We start from the raw sequence: 24,713 nt of genomic DNA, 5'->3' as shown, positions 1-24,713 counted from the left end.
GGTGTCGCGGCTAGGTTCCGAAGCGCCGCTCGGCTAGGGTCCTTCCATATTTCCTGAACGACGGGAGACTGGGATGGCTGTCCTCAACGTCAACGGCAAGGCGGTCGACTACACGGCCGATCCGAACACGCCGCTTCTCTGGGTGCTGCGCGAGCAGCTCGGCCTGACCGGCACCAAGTATGGCTGCGGCATCGCGCAGTGCGGCTCGTGCACGGTCCATATCGACGGCGCGCCGGTGAGGTCCTGCAGCGTCCCGGTCAACAGCGTGGGCGACAAGAAGATCCTGACCATCGAGGCCCTGGCGGCCAACGGCGTGCTGAACAAGATCCAGAAGGCCTGGGTCGAGCTCGACGTGCCCCAGTGCGGCTACTGCCAGAGCGGCATGGTGATGGCGGCGACGGCGCTGCTGGCTGCCAAGCCGAACCCGACCGATGCCGACATCGACGAGGCGATGACCAACATCTGCCGCTGCGGCACCTACCAGCAGGTCCGCGCCGCCATCCACGCCGCGGCGAAGGCCTAAAGGGGAGGACGCATCATGACGATCCAGACTTCTCTCGGCCGTCGCGGCTTTCTCGTCAGCGGCGCCGCCGTCGCCGGCGGCTTCTCGCTGGGCTTCCACCTTCCCTTCGAAGGGAACGAGGCGCAGGCCCAGGCCGTCAAGGAACTGAACGCCTGGGTGGTCATCCATCCCGACGACAAGGTGGTGATCCGCATCGCCCGTTCGGAAATGGGACAGGGCACGCTCACCGGTCTCTGCCAGCTCGTGGCCGAGGAACTCGACTGCGACTGGAGCAAGGTCACCTGGGAGTATCCGACTCCCGGCGAGAACCTGAAGCGCAACCGCGTCTGGAGGAACTTCTCGACCGGCGGCAGCCGCGGCATCCGCGAGAGCCAGCAATATGTCCGCGAGGGCGGCGCGACCGCCCGCGAGATGCTGATCGCGGCGGCGGCCAAGCAGTGGAACGTGCCGGCCGCCGAATGCAGCGCGGCCAACAGCATCATCACCCACAAGGCCTCGGGCAAGACGGTGACCTATGGCGCGGTCGCCGCGGCGGCGTCGGCGCTCGAGCCGCCCAAGGAAGTGAAGCTCAAGGATCCCAAGGACTGGAAGATCGCCGGCAAGCCGCTGAAGCGGCTCGACACGGTCGAGAAGGTCACGGGCCAGCAGATGTACGGCATGGACTACACGATGCCGGGCCTGCTGAACGCCACCGTGCGCGCCTGCCCGGTGATCGGCGGCAAGCTCAAGGACTTCGACGCCGGCAAGGCCGAGAAGATGCCCGGCGTGAAGAAGATCTTCGCGATCGACGGCAATGCCGTCGTGGTGGTGGCCGACACCTACTGGCAGGCCAAGACCGCGCTCGATGCCGTCGTCACCAACTGGGACATCGGCGACCTCGGCAAGGTCTCGACCGCGACGATCAACGCGATGCTGAAGGAAGGTCTCGACGCCAAGGAGGCCTTCGTCGGCAACAAGGCGGGCGACGCGCAGAAGGCGATCGAGGGCGCAGCCAAGAAGGTCGAGGCCGTCTACAGCTTCCCCTACCAGCACCACGTCACCATGGAGCCGATGAACGCCACCGCGCGCTACACGGCCGACAAGTGCGAGGTCTGGTGCGGCACACAGAACGGCGAGGCGGCGCTTGCCGCGGCGTCCGAGGCGGCCGGCCTGCCGGTCTCGCAGTGCGAAGTCTACAAGCTGATGCTGGGCGGCGGCTTCGGCCGTCGCGGCCGGTCGGACTATGTCCGGCAGGCGGTGCTCGCCGCCAAGCAGATGCCCGGCACGCCGATCAAGCTCATCTGGTCGCGCGAAGAAGACATGACGCACTGCCAGTACCATCCGACGACGATGGCCAAGCTGACGGCCGGTCTCGACGCCCAGGGCAACCTGGTCGGCCTGCAGATCCGTCTCTCGGGCCAGTCGATCCTGGCGTCGCTGCTGCCGCAGAACCTGGTGAACGGCATGGATCCCATCGCCTTCCAGGGGCTCATGCAGTCCGGGGTCGAGGCCGCCTACGGCTACGACATCCCGAACCTGATGATCGACCATGCGATGCGCAATCCGCATATCACGGCGGGCTTCTGGCGCGGCGTGAACGTGAACCAGAACGCCGTCTACATGGAATGCTTCATGGACGAGCTGGCGGCAGCGGCGGGCCAGGATCCGCTGGCCTTCCGCCTCAAGTACCTGAAGCCCAAGTGGGCGGCGGTGCTGAAGGCGGCCTGCGACAAGGCGGGCTACGGCAAGCCGCTGCCCGAGGGCCGCTTCCACGGCATTTCGCAGGTCATGGGCTACGGCAGCTACGTCGCCGGCGTCGCCGAAGTGTCGGTGAGCAAGGACGGCCAGCTCAAGATCCACAAGATCACCGCGGCCACCAATCCCGGCCACGTGGTCAATCCGGCGCAGATCGACCGCCAGGTCGCGGGCTCGTTCGTCTACGGCCTGTCGGCCGCGCTGTACGGCGAGATCACGGTCAAGGACGGGGCGGTCGAGCAGACCAACTTCGACAGCTACAACGTGATGCGCATCGACGAGATGCCCGACGTCGAGACGGTTCTCGTGCCGACCCACGATTTCTGGGGCGGCGTCGGCGAGCCGACCATCGCCGTCGCGGCGCCGGCCGTGCTGAACGCGATTGCCAAGGCGACCGGCAAGCGCGTGCGCAACCTGCCGCTGATGAACAACGATCTGAAGAAGGGCGCCTGATGCATCGCGCGCTGCTGTCGGGCCTGGCCAGCATCGTGCTGCTGGTCGGCCCGGCAACGGCGGCCGATGCGCCGCCGGGCGCCAGTTCCTGCACCGGCTGCCATGCGCCTAAGAAGGTGGCGGATTCGGTGATTCCGCACATCAACGGCCGCAAGGCCGAGGATATCGTCACCTTCATGCGCGAGTATCGCAGCGGCGCCTGGCCCTCGAGCGTGATGGGCCGCATCGCCAAGGGCTTCGACGACCAGCAGACCCAGGCCATCGCGGCCTGGTTCGCCGCGCAGCCCGAATAGCGGAGCGGGCATGGCGACGCGCCGGCATTTCCTGAAGTTCACCGTCGCCGCCGGCCTCGCGCCCGCGGTCGTGTCGGCGCAGGGCAAGGCCCGGGTCGTCGTGATCGGCGGTGGCTTCGGCGGCGCCACGGCGGCGCGCACGCTGAAGGCCCTGCAGCCCACGCTCGACGTCACCCTGGTCGAGCCCAATCCCATCTACACGTCCTGCCCGTTCAGCAACGCCGTGCTCGCCAACCTGCGCGAGATCGACCAGCAGCAGTTCCGCTACGACGGGCTCAAGGGCGCAGGAGTCACCGTCGCGCAGACGAGCGCGACGGCGGTCGATGCCGAGGCGAAGACGGTGGCGCTGGCCGACGGCAACCGGCTTTCCTACGACCGGCTGGTCATGTCTCCCGGGATCGATTTCAACTGGGGCGCCATCGCCGGCTACGACGAGGCCGCGGCGCAGAAGATGCCGCATGCCTGGAAGGCGGGCGCGCAGACCGTCCTGCTGCGCCGGCAGCTGCAGGCGATGGAGGATGGCGGGCTGGTCGTGATGTCGGCGCCGGCCAATCCCTTCCGCTGTCCGCCCGGCCCTTACGAGCGCGCCAGCCTGATCGCCTACTGGCTGAAGATCTGGAAGCCGAAGTCGAAGCTGCTGCTGCTCGACGCCAAGGATGCCTTCTCCAAGCAGCGCCTGTTCCAGAACGGCTGGGCCGAACTCTATCCCGGCATGATCGAATGGGTGCCGCTCAGCCAGGGCGGCAAGGTGACCTCGGTCGATCCCGCGACGCTGACGCTGACGACCGAATTCGGCAGCCACAAGGCCGCCGTCGCCAACGTGATCCCGCCGCAGAAGGCCGGCGCCATCGCCGCCCAGGCCGGCGTCGCCGACCGTACCGGCTGGTGCCCGGTCGAACCCGTCGCCTTCGAATCGACGCTGCGGCCGAACATCCACGTGCTGGGCGATGCGGCCATCATGGGCGGTATGCCGAAGTCCGCCTTCGCGGCCAATGCCCAGGCCAAGGTGTGCGCCGCCGCCCTCGTGCGCCTGCTGGCGGGAGAGAAGCCGCAGGAGCCGATCCTGATCAATACCTGCTACAGCCTTCTGGCGGCCGACTACGGGATCTCGATCGCCGGCGTCTATCGCCCCGACAAGGGCCAACTCGCCGACGTTCCCGGGGCTGGCGGCGTCAGCCCGCTGGTCGCCGTGGGCGGTCTGCGGGGCCAGGAAGCGCTCTACGCATCGAGCTGGTTCCACACCATCGTCGCCGAGACCTTTGGTTGACGCGATGCGGATCCTGCCTGTCCTCGCCCTCCTGCTCGGTGCCCAGGCCGCTGCCGCCCAACCCGTCACGCCGCAGATCGTGGACGATGCGATCCCCACCTCGCTCACCGGCAGGCCGGGCGATGCCGCACGGGGCCGCGCCATCGTGGCCAGTCGCAGCACCGGCCTCTGTCTGCTGTGCCATTCCGGGCCGATCGCCGAGGAGCGCTTCCAGGGAGATCTCGCACCCAGCCTCGCGGGCGCCGGCTCCCGCTGGTCGGAGGGTCAGCTGCGCCTGCGCATCGTCGACGGGACGCGTCTCAATGCCGACACGATCATGCCGGCCTATTATCGGACCGGTGGCCTGCAGCGGGTCGCCCGTGCATTCGACGGCAAGACGATCCTCTCGGCCGAGCAGGTCGAGGATGTCGTGGCCTATCTCGTGACCCTGAAGGATTGAATGGACCGACGTCGCTTCCTGACCGGCACCACCGCCGCCGTACTCGTCCTGCCGCTGGCGCCCGCGTCCGCGACACAGGAAGCCATGGCCGAGGCGATCCGCAAGGTCGTCGGAACGGCCACGCCGACCGAGGGCCGGGTCAAGCTCGACGTGCCGCCGCTGGTCGAGAACGGCAGCACCGTGCCGCTCACCGTGACGGTCGAGAGCCCCATGTCGGAGGCCGACCATGTGAAGGCGATCCATGTCTTCAACGAGAAGAACCCCCAGCCCAACGTCTTCTCGGCACGGCTCGGCCCGCGCAACGGCAAGGCCGTGGTCGGCACGCGCGTCAAGCTGGGCGACAGCCAGCGCATCATCGCCATCGCCGAGACGAGCGACGGCAGGTTCTGGAGCGGCGGCGCCGACGTGATCGTGACGCTGGCCGCCTGTCTCGAGGAGTCGCCCTGATGTCGAACATCCTGGTGAACGCCCCCAAGACCGCCAGGCGTGGCGAGGTCGTCGAGATCAAGGCGCTGATCCTGCACCCGATGGAGACCGGCTTCCGGCCCGGTCCGAACGGCCGCATCATCCCGCGCAACATCATCGAGCGCTTCACCGCGACCTGGAACGGCGCCGAGATCTTCGCGATGGAGATGTCGCCCGCGATCGCGGCCAACCCGTTCGTCTCCTTTTTCGCCCAGGCCCGCGAGAGCGGCACGGTGGTCCTGCGCTGGACGGGCGACGAGGGCTTCGCCGCCGAGGAGCGCGTGGCCATCGCCGTCGAATGACCGCGCGGCTTCTGGCCTTCGGTCTCGCGCTGGTCTTCGCCGCATCCTATGCCGCGGCCCAGGCGGGCGCGGACAAGCGCCGCTCCGGCTACCAGGACATGGGCGAGGCCCTGCAGAAGATGCAGGACGACGACACCGCCAATCCCGGCATGCTGTTCGTCCAGCTCGGTGGCCAGCTCTGGGCGAAGCCGGCGGGCGCCGAGAACAAGTCCTGTGCCGACTGTCACGGCGTCGCGGCCGACAGCATGAAGGGCGTCGCCACGCGCTACCCCGCGATCCCGCAGGGTGCCGACCGGCCGGTCGATCTCGAAGGCCGCATCAATATGTGTCGCACCGAGAACCAGAAGGCCGAGCGGCTGCCGCCGGAGAACCGCGACCTGCTTTCCCTCGAAGCCTACGTCGCCCACCAGTCGCGCGGCATGCCGATCGCGCCGCCGTACGGTCCCGTCGTCGATGCGTTCCGCGCGCAGGGCGAGGGCATCTATCGGCGCCGCCAGGGCCAACTCAACCTGTCCTGTGCGATCTGCCACGACGACAATGCCGGCAAGAAGCTGGCGGGGATCGTCATTCCCGAGGCGCATCCCACCGGGTATCCGATCTACCGCCTGGAATGGCAGGCGCTGGGTTCGCTGAAGCGGCGGCTGCGCAATTGCCTGGTCGGCATCCGCGCCGAAGCCTGGTCGCTCGATGCACCGGAGTATGTCGCGCTGGAGCTCTATCTCATGGAGCGAGCCAAGGGCATGAAACTCGAGACTCCGGCGGTCCGGCCTTAGAGTCCTTCCGAGCAGAGCGGGATCACACTCCTACCTCATGCTGAGGAGGCCCGAAGGGCCGTCTCGAAGCATGGGCACGAGCACCACGTTTGTTGCCCATCCTTCGAGACGCGCCGTGGAGTTTACCCCGAGGCACTCGAGGGGCGGCGCTCCTCAGGATGAGGTCAGTGCCTGAACCGATTCAATTTATGCCCGGTCAGACTCTCAGGATGAGGCGGATGTTTGATGCATCTGGATCGTGAAGCCTCAAGCGCCGCGGACGGGGAGAGATGAATTTTCTCCCGATGGCGATCCGAGAAGCTATTTCTGCCGTCTGCGCGCGCCGATTCGACCGACCGTTTCATTGCCGGTTTCGCCGGCCGGACCGTAGACTCCCCATCATGCTCAGCCTCGCCAGCACCCTCGTTGCCCGCGCCGCCCGGATGTTCCAGGCAGCCTATGAGGAGCCGTCCCTGTGGACGATCTCCGCGCACGGCCGCGTCGTGGGCTCGCTGGTGTGCGAGGCGGGTGAATGGCGCATTTCCTGGTTCAACGGCGCGGATCCGCGCCTGTTGAGCTATGGCGGGCGGGTCGACGGTGACGTCGACGCCCTTGCGACCCTGCTCAGCGAGCGTCTGGGGGCCCCGGTTCGCCTGGAGTTGCTTCCGGTCTAGACTGGCCGGCCGCTGCATATGGATGTTCGAAGCATGGATGCCATCGACAGGAAGATCGTGGCGCTCCTCCAGGAGGATGCGAGCCTATCGCTGGCGCAGATCGCCCATCGGGTCGGTCTCTCGCAAAGCCCCTGCTGGAAGCGCATCCAGCGGCTGGAGAAGTCCGGCGTCATCCTGAAGCGCGTGGCGCTGATCTCGCCCGAATCGATCGGCGTCGGCCTCACCGTGTTCGTGTCGATCGAGACGGGCGACCATTCCTCGGCCTGGCTCTCGAAGTTCGCCAGCACCATCACCGCCATGCCCGAGGTGATGGAATTCCACCGCATGGCCGGCGACATCGACTACATGCTGCGCGTCGCGGTCTCGGACATGCAGGCGTACGACGCCTTCTACAAGAAGCTGATCGACACGATGCCGCTGAAGAACGTCACCTCGCGCTTCTCGATGGAGCGCGTGAAGTCGACGACCGCCTATCCGATCGCGTCCGACCTCAAGCCCGTCCGTAAGCGCTAGGGCGGGCCGGCCCGAGGATCACGCGGTCGAGCGCGAGGCTGCCGGGACCGAACTTGGCGAGATAGAGCAGCGAGACCGCCCAGACGCCGTGCGTGTCGAAGGCGTTGGGATAGACGAAGATCTCGATCACCAGCGTCATGCCGAGCAGCGCGAGCGCGGCCGGCCGCGTGAACAGGCCGAGGAAGAGCAGGATCGGCAGGCTGAGCTCGGCCGCCGTGGCCATCAGGGAAGCGAGTTCCGGCGGCAGGAGCGGCAGCTGGTATTCCTCGCGGAACAGCGCCAGCGTGGTGCCGCTCTCCCAGCCCTCGAGCTTGAGCATGCCGGAGCGCAGGAAGATCGTGCCGATCGAGAGCCGTGCGAGGAGCGCCATCAGTTCGTGCGGAATGCCCGACAGGAGCGTGTCGAGGCGTCGAAGCAGAGAGATCATTCGGGGGCTCCCTTGAGAAGACCGGTGATGGCGCCGGCACCGAAGAGCACGGCGAGCATGTGGGGCAGGTCGAAATCGGCCGGCGCGCCGGCGATCGCTTCGCCGAGGGGGCGGCCCGCCTGCAGGCTGGCGATCGCCACCCCCGCACCGGCCGGCAGCCGGTGGATCAGGACGTCGTGCCGGGGGCGCGTGACGAGCGCGGTCTCGGCGCCGTGGTCGGGTCCGATCGGGCGCACTTCCTCGTCGACGCTGTTGGTGGTCCAGATCGACACGATGGGCCAGGGCGAATCGACGAGGGCGGCCGCCGGGTGGAGGACGAGCCTCGCGTCATGGAGATCCTCGGGGGCGAGGGCGGCGAGCCGGTCGATCCCGATCGGCGCCGCATCGGCCGCGTGATAGGCCGCGTGACGCGCCCATTCGAGACGTGCGACGTCCGGGAGATACGGCAGATCGGCCGCGGGCTCGAACCCTTCCAGGAAACGGGCGAAGCCGGCGCCGTACTCGGCGAGAACGGGGGAGAGGGGAGGATGCTGCCCGATGAACACGAGCGCCATCGCCTCGAAGAACTCGTCGCCCACGAGACGGCGGACCACCGGGAACCTGGCGGTCAGGGCCGCGACCAGGCTTGCCTTGACGTTGTTGCGATAGACGCGGAAGCGCCGCTCGCGCGAGGTTCCGGCCCGTTCGCCGACGGCGTCCGGCACCCGGAGCACGGGCTGCAGCAGGGCGTGCGTGAAGGTCCGCTGGATGTCGGCGAGTGCGCGCATGTCAGGCTGCCCGGGCGCGCGACACGCCGTCTTGGCGCAGCACCGATTGAGCCCGCGCCACCTCCGCCTCGAGGACAGGCCAGGCCGGCACGTCGGCGTCCCATTCGATGAGTGTCGGGAGGGGGCCCAGCCGCCCGATCAGATGGCGATGCAGGTCCCAGACCTCGTCGGAGACGGCCCGGTCGTGCGTGTCGACGAGAAGGCGCTCGCCGCCAGGCGCCGCGCCATCGTGCAGCACGGCATGGCCCGCCAGATGGATCTCCCCGACATGCTCGACAGGGAAGGCGGCGAGGTAGGCCGCGGGATCGAAGCCGAGATTGGCCGCGGATACGACGACGTTGTTGATGTCCAGCAGAAGGCCGCAACCGCTCTGCCGGGCGAGGGTGCGCAGGAACTCGGTCTCGGCCATCTCCTCGCCCTCGAAGCGGAGATAGGTCGATGGATTCTCGATCAGGATCCGCCTGCCCAGAACCGACTGGACCTCGTCGACATGCCGCGTCACCAGTGCCAGCGTGGCCTCGTCGTAGGGAAGCGGCAGCAGGTCGTTGAGGAACACGCCCTCGTGTGTCGACCAGGCGAGATGTTCGGAGACGACGAAGGGCTCGTAGCGATCGGCGACCGTCTTCAGGCGGGCGAGATGCCCGGGCGTCATGCCGCCGGCCGATCCGATCGACAGGCCCACGCCGTGCAGGGAAAGCGGGTAGAGCGCGCGGATGCGCTCGAGGAAGGAATGCGGCGGACCGCCCGCCCCCATGTAGTTCTCGGCATGCACCTCGAACCAGCCGATATCGGGCTGGGCGTCGAGGATGTGCCGCTGGTGCTCGGGCTTCAGCCCGGCGCCGGCACGAGGGGAGCGATCCGCCGTCACGACGCGCGTCCTTACATCGGCGACAGGGTGCCCTTGCGCTTCATGCCGTCCTTCAGCGTCACTTCCATGGTCGCGCACGAGCCCTTGGCGACGTACTTCCAGGCCTTGGCGTCGTAGTCGGCCTTGGACTGGCCGGCGCAGGAATTGTTGCCGGTGGCGGCGCAGTCGTTCTTGCCGGCCATCGCGATGCCGTAGCAGCGCTCCTTGTCGGCGTTGGCGGTCTGGGCGTTGGCGCCGGCCGACATCAGGGCGGCGGCGGCGACGGCGGCCGCGAGCGCGGCGTTGGTGGTACGATTGATCATGGAAAGATCCCTCTTGCTGTCGGGCCACTGTCGGCCCGCAAGAGGTCATTCGCAGGATCGTGTGGAAGCGTTACATCGCCGACGGTTTCTTTTTTCGGCGCAGGGCCTGTAATGTTTGTGCCCTTCAACACGAATACGTGAAGGATCGAGTCTGTTGCCTGATCCGGACGATCTCTCCGCACTCATGCGGGCAGCCCGGAAAGGGGACGACGAGGCCTATCGCCGCCTGCTGATCCTCGTTGCCGCTTGGTTGCGGGGCGTGGCCTCGCGCAGTCTCGCGGCCGCCGGCCGGCCACGGGCCGATTGTGAGGATGTCGTTCAGGAGACTTTGCTGGCCATGCATCTGAAGCGCGACACCTGGGACGAGACACAGCCGCTTCAGCCGTGGCTGCGGGCGATCGCGCGCCACAAGCTCGTCGATCACCTGCGCCGGCGCGGTTTCACCGATCACATCGACATCGACGAGCATGCGGAAACGCTCGCCGCGCCGCAGGCGGCGGAGGAAGGAAGCGCGCTGGACGCGCAGCAGATGCTGGCGGGACTTCCCGAGCGCCAGCGTCGCATCGTCGAGGGAATTTCCATCCAGGGTCAGACGGCCCGCGAGGTGGGCGCGCGGATGGGGCTGAGCGAGGGCGCCGTGCGCGTGGCGCTGCATCGCGCCCTTCGCTCGCTGGCCGAAGCCTATCGCAGGGGCAGGACATGAAAACCGAGCAACTCGTCGAGTCCCTGGTCGCGGATCGCGCGCGGTCCGCCACATCGCTCAGCCGCTCGGTGGCGCGTGCGGTGGCGCTGGGGTCGGTCCTGTCTTTGGGCATCTTCGTCCTGGAGCTCGGTCCGCGCGTGGACCTCGCGGCGGCGTTCGCGACGTGGCGATTCGATTTCAAGCTCGTCCTGGTGCTGACGGCGCTGCTCGCCGCCGCGTCCGCCTGCATCGCGCTGGCGCGGCCCTTGGCTTCGCGATCGTGGCGCCGGGGTGTCGTCGTGCTGGCCGTTCTCGCCGTGTCGGGCCTTGCGATCGAATTGATGCTGGCGCCCGCGGGAAGCTGGGGAACGCGACTGGTCGGCAGCAATGCCCGCGACTGCCTGAAGGCGATCCCCGTGCTTGCGCTGGGCCCGCTCCTCGGGTTGCTCCTGGTGCTGCGCCGCTCGGCGCCGGCCTCTCCGATCCTGGCCGGTGCGGCTTCCGGCGCGCTGGCCGCCGCCGCCGCCGCTGTCCTCTATGCCTTTCACTGCTTCGACGACTCGCCGCTCTTCGTGCTCACCTGGTATCCGCTGGCGGCGGTGCCGGTGATCCTCCTCGGTGCCGTCGTCGGCCATCGACTGTTGCGCTGGTAGCCGGTGCTCAACCCGGCTTGCGCAAGGCGTCGTACAACAGGCGGGCCGGACGCGTGAGACGACGGGAATCGCGCACGATCAGGCTGAGCTCCCGCAGTGACCACGCCTCGCTCAGACGCAGCGCCGCGATCGGCAGGACGCGCCGGTGGCGCGACAGGGTGGTCTCCGGCACGATGCCCACGCCGACGCCCGCCGCCACCATGGCGCAGACCGCGTCGAGGCTGTTCACGCGGACGCGCAGCCTGAGCGCCCGGCCGAGCCGGGCGGCCTGCATGGAAACGTGATCGTCGAGCGCCGTGCCGCGCGGCAGGCCGACGAAATCGAGATCGAGCAGCTCCGCGAAGCTGGACTTGCGCCTGCGGGCCAGTGGGTGGTTCGCCGGCACGGCCAATACCAGACGGTCGGTCCTGAAGGCGTGGCATTCCAGCCCCGGAACGAGGGCGGCCTGCGAGCCGATCCCGATATCCGCCTCGCCGGCCCGGATGGCGACGCCGATCGCCGGGCTCTCGCGATCCTCGAGGTCGACGTCCACCGTCGGGTGGGCGGCGAGGAAGCTGGCCAGCAGTGCCGGCAGGTGTTCCGACAGCGCGGACGTGTTGGCCAGGATGCGGACACTACCTTTGAGGCCGCGCGAGTAGGCGCCGAGGTCGCCGCGCATCGTTTCGATCTGCTGCAGCACGATGCGCGCGTGGTCGAGCAGGCTCCGACCCGCTTCCGTCGGCTCGACGCCGCGCCGGCCACGCGTCAGCAGGGGAACGCCCAGCGCCTCCTCCATGCCGCGGATGCGCGCGCTCGCGGAGGCCAGCGCCAGGTGGGCGCGCTCGGCGCCGCGCGTGATGCTGCCGGTCTGGATCACGAACTGGAACAGGCGGAGGTCGGTGAAGTCGAAGCGCAAGGATCGCTCCCGTGAGCCTTCGGGCTGTCCGAAGGCAGACTCCGTATTCTCCACATTGCGCATCGTCCGGCCAGATCTCATCAGTGCGGCATGATCCTCTCCACGTTCGGCTTCGTCCTGGCGGTCTTCCTGGTGGCGGGCTTCGCCAAGGGCATCATCGGACTGGGCCTGCCGACCATCTCGATGGGCCTGCTGGCCATCGTCCTGTCGCCTGTCGAGGCGGCGGCGCTGCTGATCCTGCCGTCGCTGGTCACCAATCTCTGGCAGATGGTCGACGGTCCGCATCTCGCGAGGCTGCTGCGACGGCTGTGGCCGCTGAACCTCGGTGTCTGTGTCGGCACATGGCTGGGCGCGTCCTTCCTCTCGGGCCTCGGCGGGCCCTACGCCGCGCCGGCGCTGGGCATCGCGTTGATGGCCTATGCCGTGTCCGGGCTGGCGGCCTTCAGGCTCGCGGTCCCGGCTTCGGCGGAAGGATGGCTGGGGCCGCTGGCCGGGGCGGCGACCGGGGCGATCACCGCCGCGACCGGCGTCTTCGTGATACCGGCGGTGCCGTACCTGCAGGCGGTCGGCCTCACCCGGGATGAACTCGTTCAGGCGCTGGGCCTGTCCTTCACGGTTTCGACCCTGGCCCTCGGCGCGACCCTGGCGGGCCGCCCGGGAATCGGCCTCGAGATGGCCTGGCCCTCGCTGGCCGGCGTGGCGGTGGCGCTGGCCGGGATGCGGCTGGGTCAGGCCGTGCGGACACGCCTGTCGCCGCAGGCGTTCCGGCTGTGGTTCTTCGCGGGTCTTCTGGCGCTCGGCGCCTATCTCGCAGCGCGCGGGCTCTTCTGAGCCATCGATGGACGCTCCGGGGCTTCGCGGCGTACGGTCCGGAACCCTTTCATTTCCGGAGCGTTTCAATGGCCGTGCACGCCCTCAAGACTTCCAAGGTTGCCGATCTCCGGTCGAACGTCTCGCCGGAAGAATGGCAGGCCCGCGTCGACCTCGCGGCCTGCTACCGGCTGATCGACCTCTACGGCATGTCCGACCTGATCGCGAACCACATCTCGGTGCGGGTGCCCGGCGAGCACGATGCTTTCCTCATCAACGCCTACGGTCTCCTCTACGAGGAGATCACCGCGTCGAGCCTCCTGAAGATCGACCACGAGGGCAACATCCTCAGCCGGCCGGAGTTCGCGGGCGGACTTGAGTATGGCGTCAACCGAGCGGGCTTCGTGATCCACAGCGCCATCCACATGGCCAAGCCCGAGGTCGCGTGCGTGATCCACACGCACACCTGGCCGGGCATGGCCGTGTCGACCATGGAATGCGGCCTGCTGCCCAACACCCAGACCTCGATGCGCTTCGCCAGGATCAGCTATCACGACTTCGACGGCGTGGTGCTCGATCTCGCGGCGCGCGAGGCGCTGGTGAAGAGCCTGGGCGACAACAACGCCATGATTCTGCGCAACCACGGTCTGCTGACCACCGGCGCGACGATACCCGAGGCGTTCAATGCCATGCACCGGCTGGAGCTGAGCTGCAAAACGCAGATCGCGGCCATGTCGTGCAACACCAAGCTGATCGACGTCCCCGCCGACGTGGTGGACGCGACCTACATGAACTATCAGCCGAAGACCCGCCGGCCGTTCGGCCTGCTGGACTGGCCGGCTCTCCTGCGGAAGCTCGACCGGATCGATCCGGGCTTCCGCGACTGATTGGATACACCGCACAGCTCGATACGCGCTTTCGCCGCCGTTGCCAGTGGTTACTGGACGGCGCCGGGGTATCGTGCCGTCGCCTGGTCCCTGACCGGCGGTCTGGTGGTGCTCGGTGCGGCCAATGTCGGCATCGCGCTATGGCTGAACATCTGGAACCGCGACTTCTTCAACGCGCTCGACAAGCGTGACGTCGGGCAGCTCATGGAGCTGCTCTGGATCCTGGCGGCCATCGTCGTGTCGGCCGGCGTGGCGGTGGCGATCCAGCTCCACATCAAGCGGCGGCTGCAGATCAACTGGCGGTCCTGGCTGTCGCACGTCACGGTCCAGCGCTGGCTGAACGCGGGTCGCCAGTACCAGCTCGGCATGCTGGCCGACGAGGTCGACAATCCCGACGGCCGCATCGCCGAGGACATCCGCATCTCGACCGAATACGCGGTCGAGTTCGCCCAGAGCATCCTGCAGTGCGTGCTGCAGCTCTTCACCTTCCTCAGCGTGCTGTGGATCCTGTCGGGCACGATGCCGATCAGGCTGTTCGGCTTCGAGTTCGACCTGCCGGGCTACATGGTCTGGGCCGCGGTCGCCTATGCGCTGGTCGGCTCTCTGCTCACCTATTTCCTCGGCCGTGGCCTCATCCACGCCGGCAATATCCGCCAGAGCCGGGAGGCCGACTTCCGGTCCGGCCTGACGCGCGCGCGCGAGCACGCCGAAGGCATCGCCCTGATGCGCGGCGAGGACGACGAGCGCGAACGGCTGCGCGGCTCGCTCTTCGACCTGCGCACCGCCTGGAACGTCCAGACCCGCGGCCAGGGCAACCTGTCCCTGCTCACCAGCTCGCTGGCCTATCTCGCGCCCATCGTGCCGCTGATCGTCGCGCTGCCGCGCTATCTCGGCGGCGAGATCGCACTGGGCGGCCTGATGCAGACGGCACAGGCCTTCTCCAGCGTGCAATGGGCGCTCTCCTGGCTGATCGACAACTTCCCGAAGTTCGCCGAGTGGCGGGCCTCGACCGATCGCGTCGTGCACCTGCACGTGGCGCTCACCGACCTAGAGGAAAGCAGCGAGGTGGCCGACGTGGAGCGGATCGTCGTCCACCCGCCGGCTGATTCGGACCGGCTCGTCATGCGCGAATTGGGGGTGGCGCGGCCCAGCGGCGAGATGCTCGTCGCCGAAGCGGAGGTCGAGATCCAGCGGGCCGAGCGGGTGCTGATCCGCGGCAAGTCCGGCAGCGGCAAGAGCACGATCATGCGCGCCGTCGCCGGGGTCTGGCCCTGGGGCCGCGGCGCCATCCACCTTCCGACCGGCAACATCACGTTCATGCCGCAGAAGCCCTACTTCCCGCTGGGAACGCTGCGCGAGGTGATGCACTACCCGATGGCGCCGGAAGGCATCACCGATGATGCCCTGAAAGACGTGCTGCACAAGGTGGGCCTCGACCATCTCCGCGACCGACTGGATGAGACCGAGCGGTGGGACCACATCCTCTCCGGTGGCGAGCAGCAGCGCGTCGCCTTTGCCCGGGTGCTGATCCACAAGCCCGACTGGATCTTCATGGACGAGGCGACCTCGGCGCTTGACGAAGCCGGTCAGGAGAACGTGATGAAGCTCCTGATCGAGGAGCTGCCCGAAACATCGGTCGTCAGCATCGGCCACCGCCCCGGGCTGGAAGTCTTCCATACGCGCGAGCTCACGCTGGAGCCCGGCGCCGATGGAACGACGTTGCGGGCCGACGCCAGCAAGCGGTCGCTCGGCGATCTCTACCGCAAGATGGCGGCGGCCAGCCGTTCGACGCCGCGGGACCCCGGTTTCTGGGCGCATGTCCGCGCCAACCTGCTGGGTCGCTGAACGCACCCGCCGTCTTTTGTCGGTCCGGGGACGGCGTGATATCTCCGCCGAAGCATGCTCCGCCGGCTGGCATCCCACGTTGGACTGACGAGACCCTATCGCTTCGAGCGGACGATCGCCGTGCTCGTGGCGCTGGTGTTGGGGATTGCGGCCCTCGCGGCTACCTGGCGCTACGGGCTCGCCGCAGAACTGATGCCGGGCCTGAGACGCAGCTGGTACTTCGCCTATCTCGCCTCGCTGTTGGTTCTCGGCATCGTCTGCGCACGCTGGCCGCGCGTCACCATGGTCGTGTTGTCGCTGGCCGCGATCGAGATTGGTCTCGGCTTCGGCTCGGTCGCGATGACGCGACACGACCTGGCCGACAGCGACCTGATGCCGGCAAACGCGCCGCGCGAAGTGGAACGGGTCTGGCATCCGCTCCTGCAGGCGACGAACCTGCCGACCGTGAAGGGGTCGCGCGGGATTCATCGTGTCGATTCGCAAGGATTGCGCGGGCGGGAGCGTTCGGCCGCGGAACTGCGCGACAGGACGGTCGTCGCGGTGTTCGGCGGGTCGACGACCGAGGATCTTGCCGTCGACGACGGCGAGACGTGGGCGGAGCGCCTGGAAGGACTTCTCGGCCGCGACCGCTTCGCGGTGCTGAACCATGGCGTCACCGCCAACAGCACCGTCCAGATCGTCATTCGCACGGCCTTCTACCAGCAGGCCTACGGCATCCTGCCCGATTGCGCCGTCTATTATGTCGGAGGAACCGACATCGCGAGTTCGCACATTCGCGACCTAGATCCCGGCTTTGCGACCTACCAGACGCCGCGACTGGTCGATGCGCTGGAAGTCCGCCGGGTCGAGCGCCTGCTGCCGCAGGTCTCGCCGCTGGTGCGCCTTCTCGGCCGGCTTGCGGCGTTCGCCTTTGACACGGCGCGCGCACCGCCGGCGCCCGAGGGGCGGGCGAGCGTCGAGCCGGATCGCGCACTGGAAGCGATCTTCCTGCGCAACGTACGCTCGATCTCCTCGATCAACCGCGAACGCGGCATCGCCACCCTCTGGATCGGCGAGATCTTCGACTTCGCCTCGCTGGTCGGATCCAGCGGCCGCCGGGACATGTGGGGTCCCCATCTGCGGGCGGGCGATCTGCAGGCGCTGCTGTCGCGTCTGAACTCTCTCCTGCAGCATGAGGCTGCGACCCTGGGGGATACCTACATCGCGCTCGACGGGAAGCAGTTCAGCCCCGACGACTTCGCCGACGGCGAACATTTCTCCGCCAAGGGCGCCGCCCGGTTCGCCTCCCTGATCGCGCCGCGTGTCGCCGAGGTCTGCCGCAAGAGGGAGCGGCCGGCGCGTCCCTAGAGCACTTCTGGGCGAGATTGAATCAAGCCGAACATTCAAACAACGACCTCACCCTGAGGAGCATCGCGCGGCGATGCGTCTCGAAGGGTGGGCACGCGCACCTTGCCTGTTGCCCATCCTTCGAGACGCGCTGCTCCGCAGCGCTGCTCAGGATGAGGTAAGTGGGTCAATGTGACGTGGAACGGCTCTAGAGCACCTCGTGGAAGCCGATCGCAACCCTGTCGGGCGCCCGCGTTGCGACCCCAACGAAGGTCGCGCGTTCCAGCCACTTGAGCGTGGGCTCCGACGTCTCGAAGCGCGGGGCGGTGCGGAAGTGGTAGCTGCCCGGCGGCACCAGCTCGCCCTTGGACATGCGTTCCAGGATCTCCGGGCTGGCGACGCGCAGGCCGTCGTTCTGGACGTAGATCATCGCGCCGGCGGCGCTGCGGATCGTGTAGCGCGCCACCACCTCGATCGTGCCGTCGGGCCGCACGATCTGCCAGTCGGCCCCGCCCGGCAGGATCTCGCCCTCCAGCCGCGGGCCGCGCACCTCGCCGCCCAGGATGTCGATGATGCGGCGATGGCCGCGGGCCGTCTGGCCGAGATCCTGGATGGGCCCCACCTTCGCCTTGATGGAAAAGGCGAAGCGCAGCGATGGCGCGGTCTGGATGAAAGTGTCGATGTCCATCTGGCTCATGCCTTCTGCTTGCCGAGCAGGTGGTCGGAAATGATGCGCTGCTGGATCTCGGAGGTTCCCTCGAAGATCTTGGTGAGGCGCGCATCGCGCCAGTAGCGCTCGACGGCGTGCAGCGTCGTGTAGCCGGCGCCGCCGAACACCTGCAACGCCTCGGAGGTGACGCGCTCGGCCATCTCGGAGGCGTGGAACTTCACCATTGCGGCTTCCTTGTCGCAGCGCCGCTTCTGGTCGATCTCGTCGCACACGAAGTACATCAGCTGGCGCGAGGCCTCGATCTCGGTGGCCATGCGCGCGAGGCGAAAGCGCGTGTTCTGGAAGTCGCCGATCGCCTGGCCGAACTGGCGGCGCTCCTGCGCGTAGGCGGTGGCGTCTTCGAGCGCCCCGCGCGCGAGGCCGATGGCGCGGGCCGCGGTATGGGCGCGGGCGCGTTCCAGGCCGGCCGAGATGTAATAGAAGGCGCGGCCTTCCTCGCCGATCAACGCCGAGCCCGGCAGCCGGCACTCGTCGAAGGCCAGCTCCCACGTCTTCCAGCCGAAATAGCCGATCTTGGGAATGGGCGATCCCTTGACGCCCGGCGGCAACGTGCCGCGCGGCTTCTCGATCAGGAAGGAGGAGAGGCCGACATGCTTGCGCTTGGGATCGGGCGCGTCGGAGGTGCGGGCGACCAGCATGATGTAGTCGGCGCCGTCGGCGAAGGTGCACCAGTATTTGTTGCCGGTGATCACCCAGTCGTCGCCGTCCCGCCGGGCGCGGCAGGAGATGCTGCCGAGGTCGGAGCCGACATTGGGCTCGGACATGGCGGCGGCGCCCAGGAACTCACCGCGGGCGGCGCGGGGCAGGAAGACGGCGCGCTGGGCCTCTGTCATGCCGCGGCCGGCGCTGAGGCCGTTGCCACGGGCGATGATCGAGGCCACGCTCATCCAGCCGCGCGCCAGTTCCTCGGTGATCAGGCAGTATTCGAAGACGCCGAGGCCCATGCCGCCATACTCTTCGGGGATCACGATGCCGAAATAGCCCATGTCCGCCAGCTTCCGGATCAGCTCCGGCGGGATGTCGCCCTTCTCCGGATCGAGCCTGTTCGCGACCGGCAGCACTTCCTTCATGACGAAGGCGCGCGCCGTCTCCTGGATCATGCGGCGCTCGTCGGTCATGTAACCCATGGATTTTCCCCGTTTCTTGCATGAGCATAGTATCGGACTCGAAGGAGATCACAGTGCGCAGATTTCTGCTTGGCGCCACGGCGCTTTTTCTCTCTGCGGCTTGCGCCGTCTTTCCCGCGGCGGCACAGGACTGGCCCACCCGGCCCATCAACATCGTCATGGGGTTCCCGCCGGGCTCCGGCACCGACGTCGTCGCGCGCATCCTGCAGCCGCTGCTCGACAAGGCGCTCGGCCAGCGCATCGTGATCGACTATAAGGCCGGCGCCGGCGGCAACGTGGCGTCCGAGTTCGTCGCCAACGCCAAGCCCGACGGATACACCTTCCTCTTGGGGACGGCCGGCACGCACGGCATCAATGCCGCGCTCTACAGCAAGCTGCCGTTCGATCCCGAGAAGGACTTCACGCCGATCTCGACCCTCGTCGACGTGTCGAACGTGCTGGCGATCAATCCCAAGGCGATCGACGCCAAGGACGTGAAGGACTTCATCGCCAAGGTGAAGGCGGCGCCCGGCAAGTACAATTACGCCTCGACCGGCAACGGCGCCGGCACGCACCTCGCCTTCGCCGAGTTCAACGCCAAGGCCGGGCTCGACATGGTGCACGTGCCCTACAAGGGCTCGCCCGACGCCATCCAGTCGGTGCTGAACGGCGACACCTGCTGCATCTTCGCCCAGGTCCAGATCGCGATGCCGCAGGCGGCGGCGGGCAAGATGAAGCTGCTGGGCGTCTCGACCAAGCAGCGCGTGCCGGCCATTCCCGACGTGCCGACCATCGACGAGGCGGGCCTGCCGGGCTTCGACAGCTACACCTGGTTCGGCATCTTCGCGCCGAAGGGGCTGGATCCCGCGATCGCCCTCAAGATGAACCTCGCGATCAAGTCGGCGCTGGCCGATCCCGACGTCCAGAAGAAGCTGGTCGAGCTCGGCAACACGCCGCGCTATGAAACGATCGAGCAGTTCCAGGCGACCGTGAAGCGCGACCGCGCGAAGTGGGCCGACGTCGTGAAGACGGTCGGTGCCAAGATCGAGTGAGCTGGAAAGAAAGAGGAACCGTTCCATGAAGAAGATGTTCGCCGCGATGGCGCTCGGTGCGGCGCTTGCCCTGCCGGCCGGGGAGGCACTGGCCGGCAAGGACCTCGATGCGGTGAAGGCCCGCGGGCAGCTCGTCTGCGGCGTCGCGGTGGGCGGCATCGCGGGCTTCATGGTGGTCGACAACCAGGGCAAGTGGACCGGCATGAACGTCGACATCTGCCGCGGCGTCTCGGCCGCGCTGTTCGGCGATTCGGAGAAGGTGAAGTATGTGCCGCTGTCCGGCCAGCAGCGCTTCACCGCGCTGCAGGCCGGTGAGGTCGACCTCCTGTCGAACAACTCGACCTGGACGCTGACGCGGGACACCGCGCTCGGTCTCGATTTCGTGGGCGTCACCTACTATGACGGCCAGGGCTTCATGGTGCCGAAGAAGCTCGGCGTGAAGAGCGCCAAGGAACTGAACGGCGCCTCGATCTGCGTGCTCACGGGCAGCACGTCGGAACTCAACATCGCCGACTATTTCCGCAGCAACAAGATGACCTTCAAGCCGGTCCTGTTCGAGGATCCGGACCAGAGCCGCAGCGCCTTCTTCAGCGGCCGGTGCGACGCCTATTCCGGCGACCAGGCGCGCCTCTACGCGACCCGCATCGCCAACGCACCCAACCCGGACGACTACATGGTGCTGCCCGAGGTCATTTCGAAGGAGCCGCTGGGACCGGTCGTGCGCCACGGCGACAACCAGTTCGAGGACATCGTGCGCTGGACCCAGTTCGCGATGCTGGAGGCCGAGGAATACGGCATCACCTCGAAGAACGTCGACGAGATGCTGAAGAGCGACAATCCCGCCATCAAGCGCATCCTCGGCGTCACGCCGGGCATGGGCAAGGCGCTCGGCGTCGACGAGAAGTGGGTCTACAACATCGTCAAGCAGGTCGGGAACTACGGCGAGATCTTCGAACGCAATGTCGGCTCGGGTTCGCTGCTCAAGATCCCGCGCGGCCAGAACGCGCTGTGGACCCAGGGCGGCCTGCAATACGCGCCGCCCATCCGCTGATCGCGAGTTTGAGGGGCAACAACACCCCCTCATCCTGAGGAGCGCGCCGCAGGCGCGCGTCTCGAAGGATGGGCATCAGACGTGTTGCGCGTGCCCACCCTTCGAGACGCTCACTGCGTTCGCTCCTCAGGGTGAGGCCGTTGATGAGCGAGGCGAAGGACCTTTGCTCATGTTGCAACCCGTCAGATCGGCTTCACCGGCTGCCGCAGGATCGTCTTGAGTTTCTCCGGTGCGGTGCGGCGCGGATCGCTGAGATAGATCTCGTGATGCGGGCCGGCGAAATCGAGGCCCCGGGCCGGCATGATCTCGTCGTGCAGATGGGCGAGGGTGGGGCCTTCGTCGTCGTAACGGCCGACGTGCAGCGTCTGCAGCGCGCGGCCCTCGGCGAGCGGCTCGAACCTCAGGGTCGCGGGTGCGTCGCCGAGCTTCTTCCTCGCCTTCTCGACCGCTGCCTCGAAGACCGACGGTTCGATGAAGTCGGGCGCCATGATCATCATCGTCCAGCGCCAGCGCTCCTTGCGCCGGGCCACGAAGTCCGCCGGATCGTCGGCCCACCAGAGGCCTTCCAGCGGAGGCACGACATAGTCCCTCCCGGCCGCCTTGGCGGCGAACTTCATCGCGTAGCTCACCGGATAGAGCCACTCGATCGCCCGCCTGTAGGCTGGTGCGACGTTGGGATCGCCCTCGCCGTCGACCTTCACGAAGCCGAGCGCCGGCACATCGATCTCGGCGAAGCGGCCGGCGGGCGCCGTGTAGAGCGCCGCCAGCGTCTTCCTGAAGTCGATCCTGCTCACCGAAGGGTCCGGCGATTTATGCGGCCGCGTCTTCCCGGATCATCGCCGCGCCCTTCTCGCCGATCATGATCGTGGGGGCGTTGGTGTTGCCGGTGGTCAGCGTCGGCATCACCGAGGCGTCGATAACGCGCAGGCCCTGGAGGCCGTGCACACGCAGGCGCGAATCGACGACGGCGCGCGGATCCTCGCCCATCCGGCAGGTACCCACCGGGTGGTAGAGGGTATTGCCGGCGCGGCGGGCATAGGCCAGCAGGTCGGCGTCGGTCTTCACGTCGGGCCCGGGCTGGATTTCGCCGGTGCTGTGCTGGGCGAGGGCGGGGGCGGCGAAGATGCGGCGCACGTGCCGGACGCCGCCCAGCAGCGCCAGCTCGTCGGTATGCGTCGAGAGGTAGTTGGGCTTGATGTGCGGCCGCGCGAAGGGATCGGCGGACGCCGCCATGATGGTGCCGCGGCTGTCGGGCTTCACGACGCAGACCACGCAGCTCATGCCGGGCTCCTCGTCGAGCTGGCCGAACTTCAGCGGATGGGTGCTGCCCGGCGTGAACAGAAGCTGCAGATCGGGCGAGGCCAGCCCCTCGCGGCTGTCGCAGAAGACCTGCGCCGTCGTCACGCCGAAGGTGAGCGCGCCGCGGCCGGTCAGGGCGAAGCGCAGGATCTCCGGCAGCACGCGCGGGAAGCGCGAAATCTCATTGACCGTCTCGGCCCCCTTCACGCGATGCACGACGCGCACGACATAGTGGTCGATCAGGTTGCCGCCGACTCCGGCGAGGTCGTGCACCACCGGGATGCCGAGCGACTGCAGGTGCGCGGCCGGTCCGATGCCGGAGATCTGCAGGATGTGCGGCGAGTTGATCGCGCCGCCCGAGACGATGACCTCGCGATTGGCGCGCACTTCCGTGAGGCTGCCGCCGCGCTGGAAGGTGACGCCGACGCAACGGCTGCCCTCGAAGATCAGCTTGCCGCCCTGCGCGTTGGTCTCGACGCGCAGGTTGGGACGGCCGCGCGCCTCGCGGAGATAGGTCTGCGCCGTCGATCCGCGCCAGCGGCCGCGCCGGGTCATCTGCGAGTAGCCGACACCCTGGCGCGTCTTGCCGTTGAGGTCCGGGTTGAACGGAATGCCCGCCTGCTGCGCGCCTTCGACGAAGCGGTGGGTGAGCGGCAGGATGGTCCGATAGTCCTCGACCTTGAGGGGGCCGTCCTGGCCGCGCACCTCCTTGTCGCCGCCCTGCACGTACTGCTCGGACTTCATGAAGAAGGGCAGCACGTCGTCGTAGCTCCAGCCGCGGCAGCCCATCTGCGCCCAGCCGTCGAAGTCGGCCGGCGCCCCGCGCACATAGAGCATGCCGTTGATCGAGCTCGAGCCGCCCAGCGTGCGGCCGCGCGGCCATTCGATGCGGCGATCGCCCGAGCCCTTCTCCGGCTCGGTCGTGAAGTTCCAGTTCACCAGCGGATTGCGGATCAGCGAGCGGATGCCGGCCGGAATGTGGATCATCGGATGCCAGTCGCTGGGACCGGCCTCCAGCAGGATCACCGAGGCGCCGGTCTCGCTGAGGCGCGCCGCGACCGTGCAGCCGGCCGATCCCGCGCCGACGACCACATAATCCGCCTGCATGTCTCTCTCCCTTTCAGAGCGTGCCGGACCGCTTGTCGCGCGGCACGAAATAGTCGGTCGGCGCCAGCTCCGGGTCTTCCTGTGCGAACATGTTCTGGACGTGCCGGTCGATGTCCGCGCGGAACATCGCATGCGAGATCGCCTGGACGAGGCGCGTCGAGCCGACGAAGAGACCGGGAATGTCGCCGGCCAGCGCGCCGTGACTGAGGATGCTGCCCCAGTTGAAGAGATGGATGTCGCCCATATGCGGCGTGCGCCCCGGCACCTTCTCGACCAGCTCGAAGCCCGGACCGAGATAGGGATAGCGGGCCGCCTCGGCGTTGGCCTGCGCCTCTTCGGCAGAGCGTCGGTCGCCCCACAGGGTCGCATTGCCGGCGAAGGACGCGAGTTCGGGCCGGCGCGACAGGTCGACGTCGAAGCCGGTGCCGATCAGCACGGCATCGAAGCGCTCCGTCGCCCTGGCCGTCTTCACGACGACGCCATCGCCTTCGATCCTCATGTCGAGCCAGGGTTCGGCGAAGCGAAAGGCGAAGCCCGGCAGCTTCTGGGCGCGCAGCACCGATTCGTGCGGCGGCGGCGAGCCGGCGGCCAGCATGTAGGTGTAGATCTTCCAGCGCCAGTCGTCGTCCAGCATGCCCTGCCCGCGCTGGAAGCCCGGGAAGGACACGCCCTTCGACTTGTTGACCTGCGGCAGGTGGGGCCGCCGCGCGTAGCAGATCGCCTCGCGCGCGCCAGCCTCCAGCGCCGTGCAGGCATTGTCGATCGCGGTCGCGAGCACGCCCAGGATGCCGATGCGCTTGCCCTTGAGCGCGTCGAAGTCGATGTCTTCCAGCGTGTGAAAGACGCGGCCGGCGCGGGCCGGGTCTTCCGGATCGAACGAGGGCAGCGACGGCCAGCGGAAGCCACCCGATCCGTCGCGGCCGTTGGCGAGCACGAGCTTGCGGGTCAGCACCGTCTCGCCGGTCGACAGGCTCGCCTGCAGGAAATCGCCCGCCGCCTCGACCTTCAGCAACGACACGCCGTTCTCGACCTTCAGGTCGACGACCTTGCGCACCCACAGGAGATAGGACAGCCAGTCGAGCCGCGCGATCTTGTAGAGCGTCTCCCAGCCCTCGGCGCCGTGCTGCGCCTCGTACCAGGCACGGAAGGTGAGGGACGGAACGCCGAGATCGGGCCCGGTGAGATGCTTGGGCGAGCGCAGGATCGGCATGCGCGCGGTGGTGTTCCACGGCCCTTCGTGGCCGTGGGTGTTGCGCTCGATCACCCGGATGTTGCGGACGCCCTCGCGCATCAGGCCCCAGCCGACGGTCTGGCCGCACATGCCGGCGCCGACCACCAGCACGTCGAGCACGCGCCTTCCGTCCGGGCCGGTCTTCTCCGGCACCCAGTTGGCCGCCGGATAGTTCAATCGCGCCAGATCGTGGCGCGCGATCTTCTCCAGCGCGTCCAGGCCCGCCGAATGCCGCTCGACAACACCGTCCATGCCGTGCT

General features: G+C 68.0%; 28 protein-coding genes. 18 read left to right on the top strand and 10 right to left on the bottom strand.

Going from position 1 to position 24,713, the window contains the following annotated elements; translation table 11 throughout:
- Positions 1-73: 73 nt before the first annotated feature.
- The 10 genes from LJ725_RS12300 to LJ725_RS12255 all read left to right on the top strand — a co-directional run bounded on the left by LJ725_RS12300 (position 74) and on the right by LJ725_RS12255 (position 7,415).
- Positions 74-523, top strand: coding sequence for a (2Fe-2S)-binding protein (locus LJ725_RS12300; protein WP_230550946.1), 450 nt, complete (start codon positions 74-76; stop codon positions 521-523).
- 15 nt (positions 524-538) lie between these two features.
- Positions 539-2,710, top strand: coding sequence for a xanthine dehydrogenase family protein molybdopterin-binding subunit (locus LJ725_RS12295; RefSeq protein ID WP_230550945.1), 2,172 nt, complete (start codon positions 539-541; stop codon positions 2,708-2,710).
- On the top strand, positions 2,710-3,003 hold the full coding sequence (locus tag LJ725_RS12290; RefSeq protein WP_230550944.1) for a c-type cytochrome: 294 nt from the start codon (positions 2,710-2,712) through the stop codon (positions 3,001-3,003). Before LJ725_RS12295 ends, LJ725_RS12290 begins: the two co-directional genes overlap by 1 nt.
- A gap of 10 nt (positions 3,004-3,013) precedes the next feature.
- Complete coding sequence (locus LJ725_RS12285) at positions 3,014-4,270, top strand: NAD(P)/FAD-dependent oxidoreductase (RefSeq protein WP_230550943.1); 1,257 nt, start codon at positions 3,014-3,016, stop codon at positions 4,268-4,270.
- A gap of 4 nt (positions 4,271-4,274) precedes the next feature.
- Positions 4,275-4,709 (top strand): sulfur oxidation c-type cytochrome SoxX, encoded by a 435-nt coding sequence (gene soxX / locus LJ725_RS12280; RefSeq protein ID WP_230550942.1) that lies wholly within the window; start codon positions 4,275-4,277, stop codon positions 4,707-4,709.
- On the top strand, positions 4,710-5,156 hold the full coding sequence (locus LJ725_RS12275) for a SoxY-related AACIE arm protein (RefSeq protein WP_230550941.1): 447 nt from the start codon (positions 4,710-4,712) through the stop codon (positions 5,154-5,156).
- Entirely contained in the window at positions 5,156-5,476 is a 321-nt protein-coding gene (gene soxZ / locus LJ725_RS12270; RefSeq protein ID WP_230550940.1) for a thiosulfate oxidation carrier complex protein SoxZ, read from the top strand. The genes LJ725_RS12275 and soxZ overlap by 1 nt, the downstream gene beginning before the upstream one ends.
- The gene (gene soxA, locus LJ725_RS12265) at positions 5,473-6,249 is read left to right on the top strand and encodes a sulfur oxidation c-type cytochrome SoxA (protein WP_230550939.1); all 777 of its coding nucleotides are present in this window, start codon (positions 5,473-5,475) and stop codon (positions 6,247-6,249) included. Before soxZ ends, soxA begins: the two co-directional genes overlap by 4 nt.
- A 380-nt stretch (positions 6,250-6,629) precedes the next feature.
- Positions 6,630-6,902 carry a hypothetical protein gene (locus tag LJ725_RS12260; protein WP_230550938.1) on the top strand — a complete coding sequence of 91 codons (273 nt, stop codon included), beginning with the start codon at positions 6,630-6,632 and terminating at the stop codon, positions 6,900-6,902.
- Positions 6,903-6,935: 33 nt separating this feature from the next.
- Positions 6,936-7,415: an Lrp/AsnC family transcriptional regulator gene (locus LJ725_RS12255; RefSeq protein ID WP_230550937.1), complete on the top strand. Its 480-nt coding sequence runs from the start codon at positions 6,936-6,938 to the stop codon at positions 7,413-7,415.
- Here the strand turns inward: LJ725_RS12255 and LJ725_RS12250 are convergent.
- Genes LJ725_RS12250 through LJ725_RS12235 form a run of 4 tightly spaced genes read right to left on the bottom strand, consistent with a single transcriptional unit; the run spans position 7,393 to position 9,779 of the window.
- Positions 7,393-7,842 (bottom strand): DoxX family protein, encoded by a 450-nt coding sequence (locus LJ725_RS12250; RefSeq protein WP_230550936.1) that lies wholly within the window; start codon positions 7,840-7,842, stop codon positions 7,393-7,395. The two genes, LJ725_RS12255 and LJ725_RS12250, sit on opposite strands and share 23 nt — an antisense overlap.
- On the bottom strand, positions 7,839-8,609 hold the full coding sequence (locus LJ725_RS12245; RefSeq protein WP_230550935.1) for an HvfC/BufC N-terminal domain-containing protein: 771 nt from the start codon (positions 8,607-8,609) through the stop codon (positions 7,839-7,841). Before LJ725_RS12245 ends, LJ725_RS12250 begins: the two co-directional genes overlap by 4 nt.
- Before the next feature lies 1 nt (position 8,610).
- Entirely contained in the window at positions 8,611-9,477 is an 867-nt protein-coding gene (gene bufB, locus LJ725_RS12240) for an MNIO family bufferin maturase (RefSeq protein WP_230550934.1), read from the bottom strand.
- 11 nt (positions 9,478-9,488) lie between these two features.
- Positions 9,489-9,779, bottom strand: coding sequence for a BufA1 family periplasmic bufferin-type metallophore (locus LJ725_RS12235; protein WP_230550933.1), 291 nt, complete (start codon positions 9,777-9,779; stop codon positions 9,489-9,491).
- A 154-nt stretch (positions 9,780-9,933) separates the two neighbouring features.
- Here LJ725_RS12235 and LJ725_RS12230 point away from each other — a divergent pair, with 154 nt between their 5' ends.
- Positions 9,934-10,482 carry a sigma-70 family RNA polymerase sigma factor gene (locus LJ725_RS12230; RefSeq protein WP_230550932.1) on the top strand — a complete coding sequence of 183 codons (549 nt, stop codon included), beginning with the start codon at positions 9,934-9,936 and terminating at the stop codon, positions 10,480-10,482.
- Positions 10,479-11,114, top strand: coding sequence for an NrsF family protein (locus tag LJ725_RS12225; protein ID WP_230550931.1), 636 nt, complete (start codon positions 10,479-10,481; stop codon positions 11,112-11,114). Before LJ725_RS12230 ends, LJ725_RS12225 begins: the two co-directional genes overlap by 4 nt.
- Before the next feature lie 7 nt (positions 11,115-11,121).
- Here the strand turns inward: LJ725_RS12225 and LJ725_RS12220 are convergent, their stop codons facing one another.
- Positions 11,122-12,009: a LysR family transcriptional regulator gene (locus LJ725_RS12220; RefSeq protein WP_230550930.1), complete on the bottom strand. Its 888-nt coding sequence runs from the start codon at positions 12,007-12,009 to the stop codon at positions 11,122-11,124.
- A 90-nt stretch (positions 12,010-12,099) separates the two neighbouring features.
- Between LJ725_RS12220 and LJ725_RS12215 the strand changes: the two genes are divergently transcribed.
- The 4 genes from LJ725_RS12215 to LJ725_RS12200 all read left to right on the top strand — a co-directional run bounded on the left by LJ725_RS12215 (position 12,100) and on the right by LJ725_RS12200 (position 16,898).
- Positions 12,100-12,840, top strand: a complete 741-nt coding sequence (locus LJ725_RS12215) for a sulfite exporter TauE/SafE family protein (RefSeq protein WP_230550929.1) — start codon at positions 12,100-12,102, stop codon at positions 12,838-12,840.
- Between the two features lie 68 nt (positions 12,841-12,908).
- A complete protein-coding gene (locus LJ725_RS12210; protein ID WP_230550928.1) occupies positions 12,909-13,706 on the top strand; it encodes a class II aldolase/adducin family protein in 798 nt (265 codons plus the stop codon).
- Positions 13,707-15,551: an ABC transporter ATP-binding protein/permease gene (locus LJ725_RS12205; RefSeq protein WP_230550927.1), complete on the top strand. Its 1,845-nt coding sequence runs from the start codon at positions 13,707-13,709 to the stop codon at positions 15,549-15,551. It begins immediately after the preceding gene.
- A 54-nt stretch (positions 15,552-15,605) separates the two neighbouring features.
- Positions 15,606-16,898 (top strand): hypothetical protein, encoded by a 1,293-nt coding sequence (locus LJ725_RS12200; protein WP_230550926.1) that lies wholly within the window; start codon positions 15,606-15,608, stop codon positions 16,896-16,898.
- 187 nt (positions 16,899-17,085) lie between these two features.
- Here LJ725_RS12200 and LJ725_RS12195 read toward each other — a convergent pair whose 3' ends face one another.
- Positions 17,086-17,574, bottom strand: a complete 489-nt coding sequence (locus LJ725_RS12195) for a DUF3237 domain-containing protein (RefSeq protein WP_230550925.1) — start codon at positions 17,572-17,574, stop codon at positions 17,086-17,088.
- The gene (locus tag LJ725_RS12190; RefSeq protein WP_230550924.1) at positions 17,571-18,734 is read right to left on the bottom strand and encodes an acyl-CoA dehydrogenase family protein; all 1,164 of its coding nucleotides are present in this window, start codon (positions 18,732-18,734) and stop codon (positions 17,571-17,573) included. The genes LJ725_RS12195 and LJ725_RS12190 overlap by 4 nt, the downstream gene beginning before the upstream one ends.
- Positions 18,735-18,787: 53 nt before the next feature.
- On the opposite strand from LJ725_RS12190, the gene LJ725_RS12185 reads away from it, so the two are divergent.
- Entirely contained in the window at positions 18,788-19,765 is a 978-nt protein-coding gene (locus LJ725_RS12185; protein ID WP_230550923.1) for a Bug family tripartite tricarboxylate transporter substrate binding protein, read from the top strand.
- Positions 19,766-19,790: 25 nt separating this feature from the next.
- Entirely contained in the window at positions 19,791-20,816 is a 1,026-nt protein-coding gene (locus tag LJ725_RS12180; RefSeq protein ID WP_230550922.1) for an amino acid ABC transporter substrate-binding protein, read from the top strand.
- A 182-nt stretch (positions 20,817-20,998) separates the two neighbouring features.
- Here LJ725_RS12180 and LJ725_RS12175 read toward each other — a convergent pair whose 3' ends face one another.
- The 3 genes from LJ725_RS12175 to LJ725_RS12165 are packed head-to-tail and all read right to left on the bottom strand — an operon-like array spanning position 20,999 to position 24,705.
- The gene (locus LJ725_RS12175; protein WP_230550921.1) at positions 20,999-21,610 is read right to left on the bottom strand and encodes a GyrI-like domain-containing protein; all 612 of its coding nucleotides are present in this window, start codon (positions 21,608-21,610) and stop codon (positions 20,999-21,001) included.
- A 16-nt stretch (positions 21,611-21,626) separates the two neighbouring features.
- Positions 21,627-23,222, bottom strand: a complete 1,596-nt coding sequence (locus tag LJ725_RS12170; RefSeq protein ID WP_230550920.1) for a GMC family oxidoreductase — start codon at positions 23,220-23,222, stop codon at positions 21,627-21,629.
- Positions 23,223-23,235: 13 nt separating this feature from the next.
- Entirely contained in the window at positions 23,236-24,705 is a 1,470-nt protein-coding gene (locus tag LJ725_RS12165; protein WP_230550919.1) for an FAD/NAD(P)-binding protein, read from the bottom strand.
- Positions 24,706-24,713: the final 8 nt, after the last annotated feature.

Origin of the sequence: Reyranella aquatilis, from assembly GCF_020880995.1 — a bacterium.
GTDB lineage: Bacteria > Pseudomonadota > Alphaproteobacteria > Reyranellales > Reyranellaceae > Reyranella > Reyranella aquatilis.
This window is presented reverse-complemented; position numbering and strand designations above follow the sequence as displayed.

Bases quoted from the DNA above. Each gene is read 5' to 3' on its own strand.
- LJ725_RS12255 (WP_230550937.1), top strand. From the start codon at position 6,936: ATGGATGCCATCGACAGGAAGATCGTGGCGCTCCTCCAGGAGGATGCG.
- LJ725_RS12225 (WP_230550931.1), top strand. From the start codon at position 10,479: ATGAAAACCGAGCAACTCGTCGAGTCCCTGGTCGCGGATCGCGCGCGG.
- LJ725_RS12165 (WP_230550919.1), bottom strand. From the start codon at position 24,705: ATGGACGGTGTTGTCGAGCGGCATTCGGCGGGCCTGGACGCGCTGGAG.
- LJ725_RS12235 (WP_230550933.1), bottom strand. From the start codon at position 9,779: ATGATCAATCGTACCACCAACGCCGCGCTCGCGGCCGCCGTCGCCGCC.
- LJ725_RS12285 (WP_230550943.1), top strand. From the start codon at position 3,014: ATGGCGACGCGCCGGCATTTCCTGAAGTTCACCGTCGCCGCCGGCCTC.
- LJ725_RS12275 (WP_230550941.1), top strand. From the start codon at position 4,710: ATGGACCGACGTCGCTTCCTGACCGGCACCACCGCCGCCGTACTCGTC.
- LJ725_RS12260 (WP_230550938.1), top strand. From the start codon at position 6,630: ATGCTCAGCCTCGCCAGCACCCTCGTTGCCCGCGCCGCCCGGATGTTC.
- LJ725_RS12290 (WP_230550944.1), top strand. From the start codon at position 2,710: ATGCATCGCGCGCTGCTGTCGGGCCTGGCCAGCATCGTGCTGCTGGTC.
- soxX (WP_230550942.1), top strand. From the start codon at position 4,275: ATGCGGATCCTGCCTGTCCTCGCCCTCCTGCTCGGTGCCCAGGCCGCT.
- LJ725_RS12200 (WP_230550926.1), top strand. From the start codon at position 15,606: ATGCTCCGCCGGCTGGCATCCCACGTTGGACTGACGAGACCCTATCGC.
- LJ725_RS12245 (WP_230550935.1), bottom strand. From the start codon at position 8,609: ATGCGCGCACTCGCCGACATCCAGCGGACCTTCACGCACGCCCTGCTG.
- soxZ (WP_230550940.1), top strand. From the start codon at position 5,156: ATGTCGAACATCCTGGTGAACGCCCCCAAGACCGCCAGGCGTGGCGAG.
- LJ725_RS12295 (WP_230550945.1), top strand. From the start codon at position 539: ATGACGATCCAGACTTCTCTCGGCCGTCGCGGCTTTCTCGTCAGCGGC.
- LJ725_RS12250 (WP_230550936.1), bottom strand. From the start codon at position 7,842: ATGATCTCTCTGCTTCGACGCCTCGACACGCTCCTGTCGGGCATTCCG.
- soxA (WP_230550939.1), top strand. From the start codon at position 5,473: ATGACCGCGCGGCTTCTGGCCTTCGGTCTCGCGCTGGTCTTCGCCGCA.
- LJ725_RS12210 (WP_230550928.1), top strand. From the start codon at position 12,909: ATGGCCGTGCACGCCCTCAAGACTTCCAAGGTTGCCGATCTCCGGTCG.
- LJ725_RS12195 (WP_230550925.1), bottom strand. From the start codon at position 17,574: ATGAGCCAGATGGACATCGACACTTTCATCCAGACCGCGCCATCGCTG.
- LJ725_RS12170 (WP_230550920.1), bottom strand. From the start codon at position 23,222: ATGCAGGCGGATTATGTGGTCGTCGGCGCGGGATCGGCCGGCTGCACG.
- LJ725_RS12180 (WP_230550922.1), top strand. From the start codon at position 19,791: ATGAAGAAGATGTTCGCCGCGATGGCGCTCGGTGCGGCGCTTGCCCTG.
- LJ725_RS12300 (WP_230550946.1), top strand. From the start codon at position 74: ATGGCTGTCCTCAACGTCAACGGCAAGGCGGTCGACTACACGGCCGAT.
- LJ725_RS12215 (WP_230550929.1), top strand. From the start codon at position 12,100: ATGATCCTCTCCACGTTCGGCTTCGTCCTGGCGGTCTTCCTGGTGGCG.
- LJ725_RS12190 (WP_230550924.1), bottom strand. From the start codon at position 18,734: ATGGGTTACATGACCGACGAGCGCCGCATGATCCAGGAGACGGCGCGC.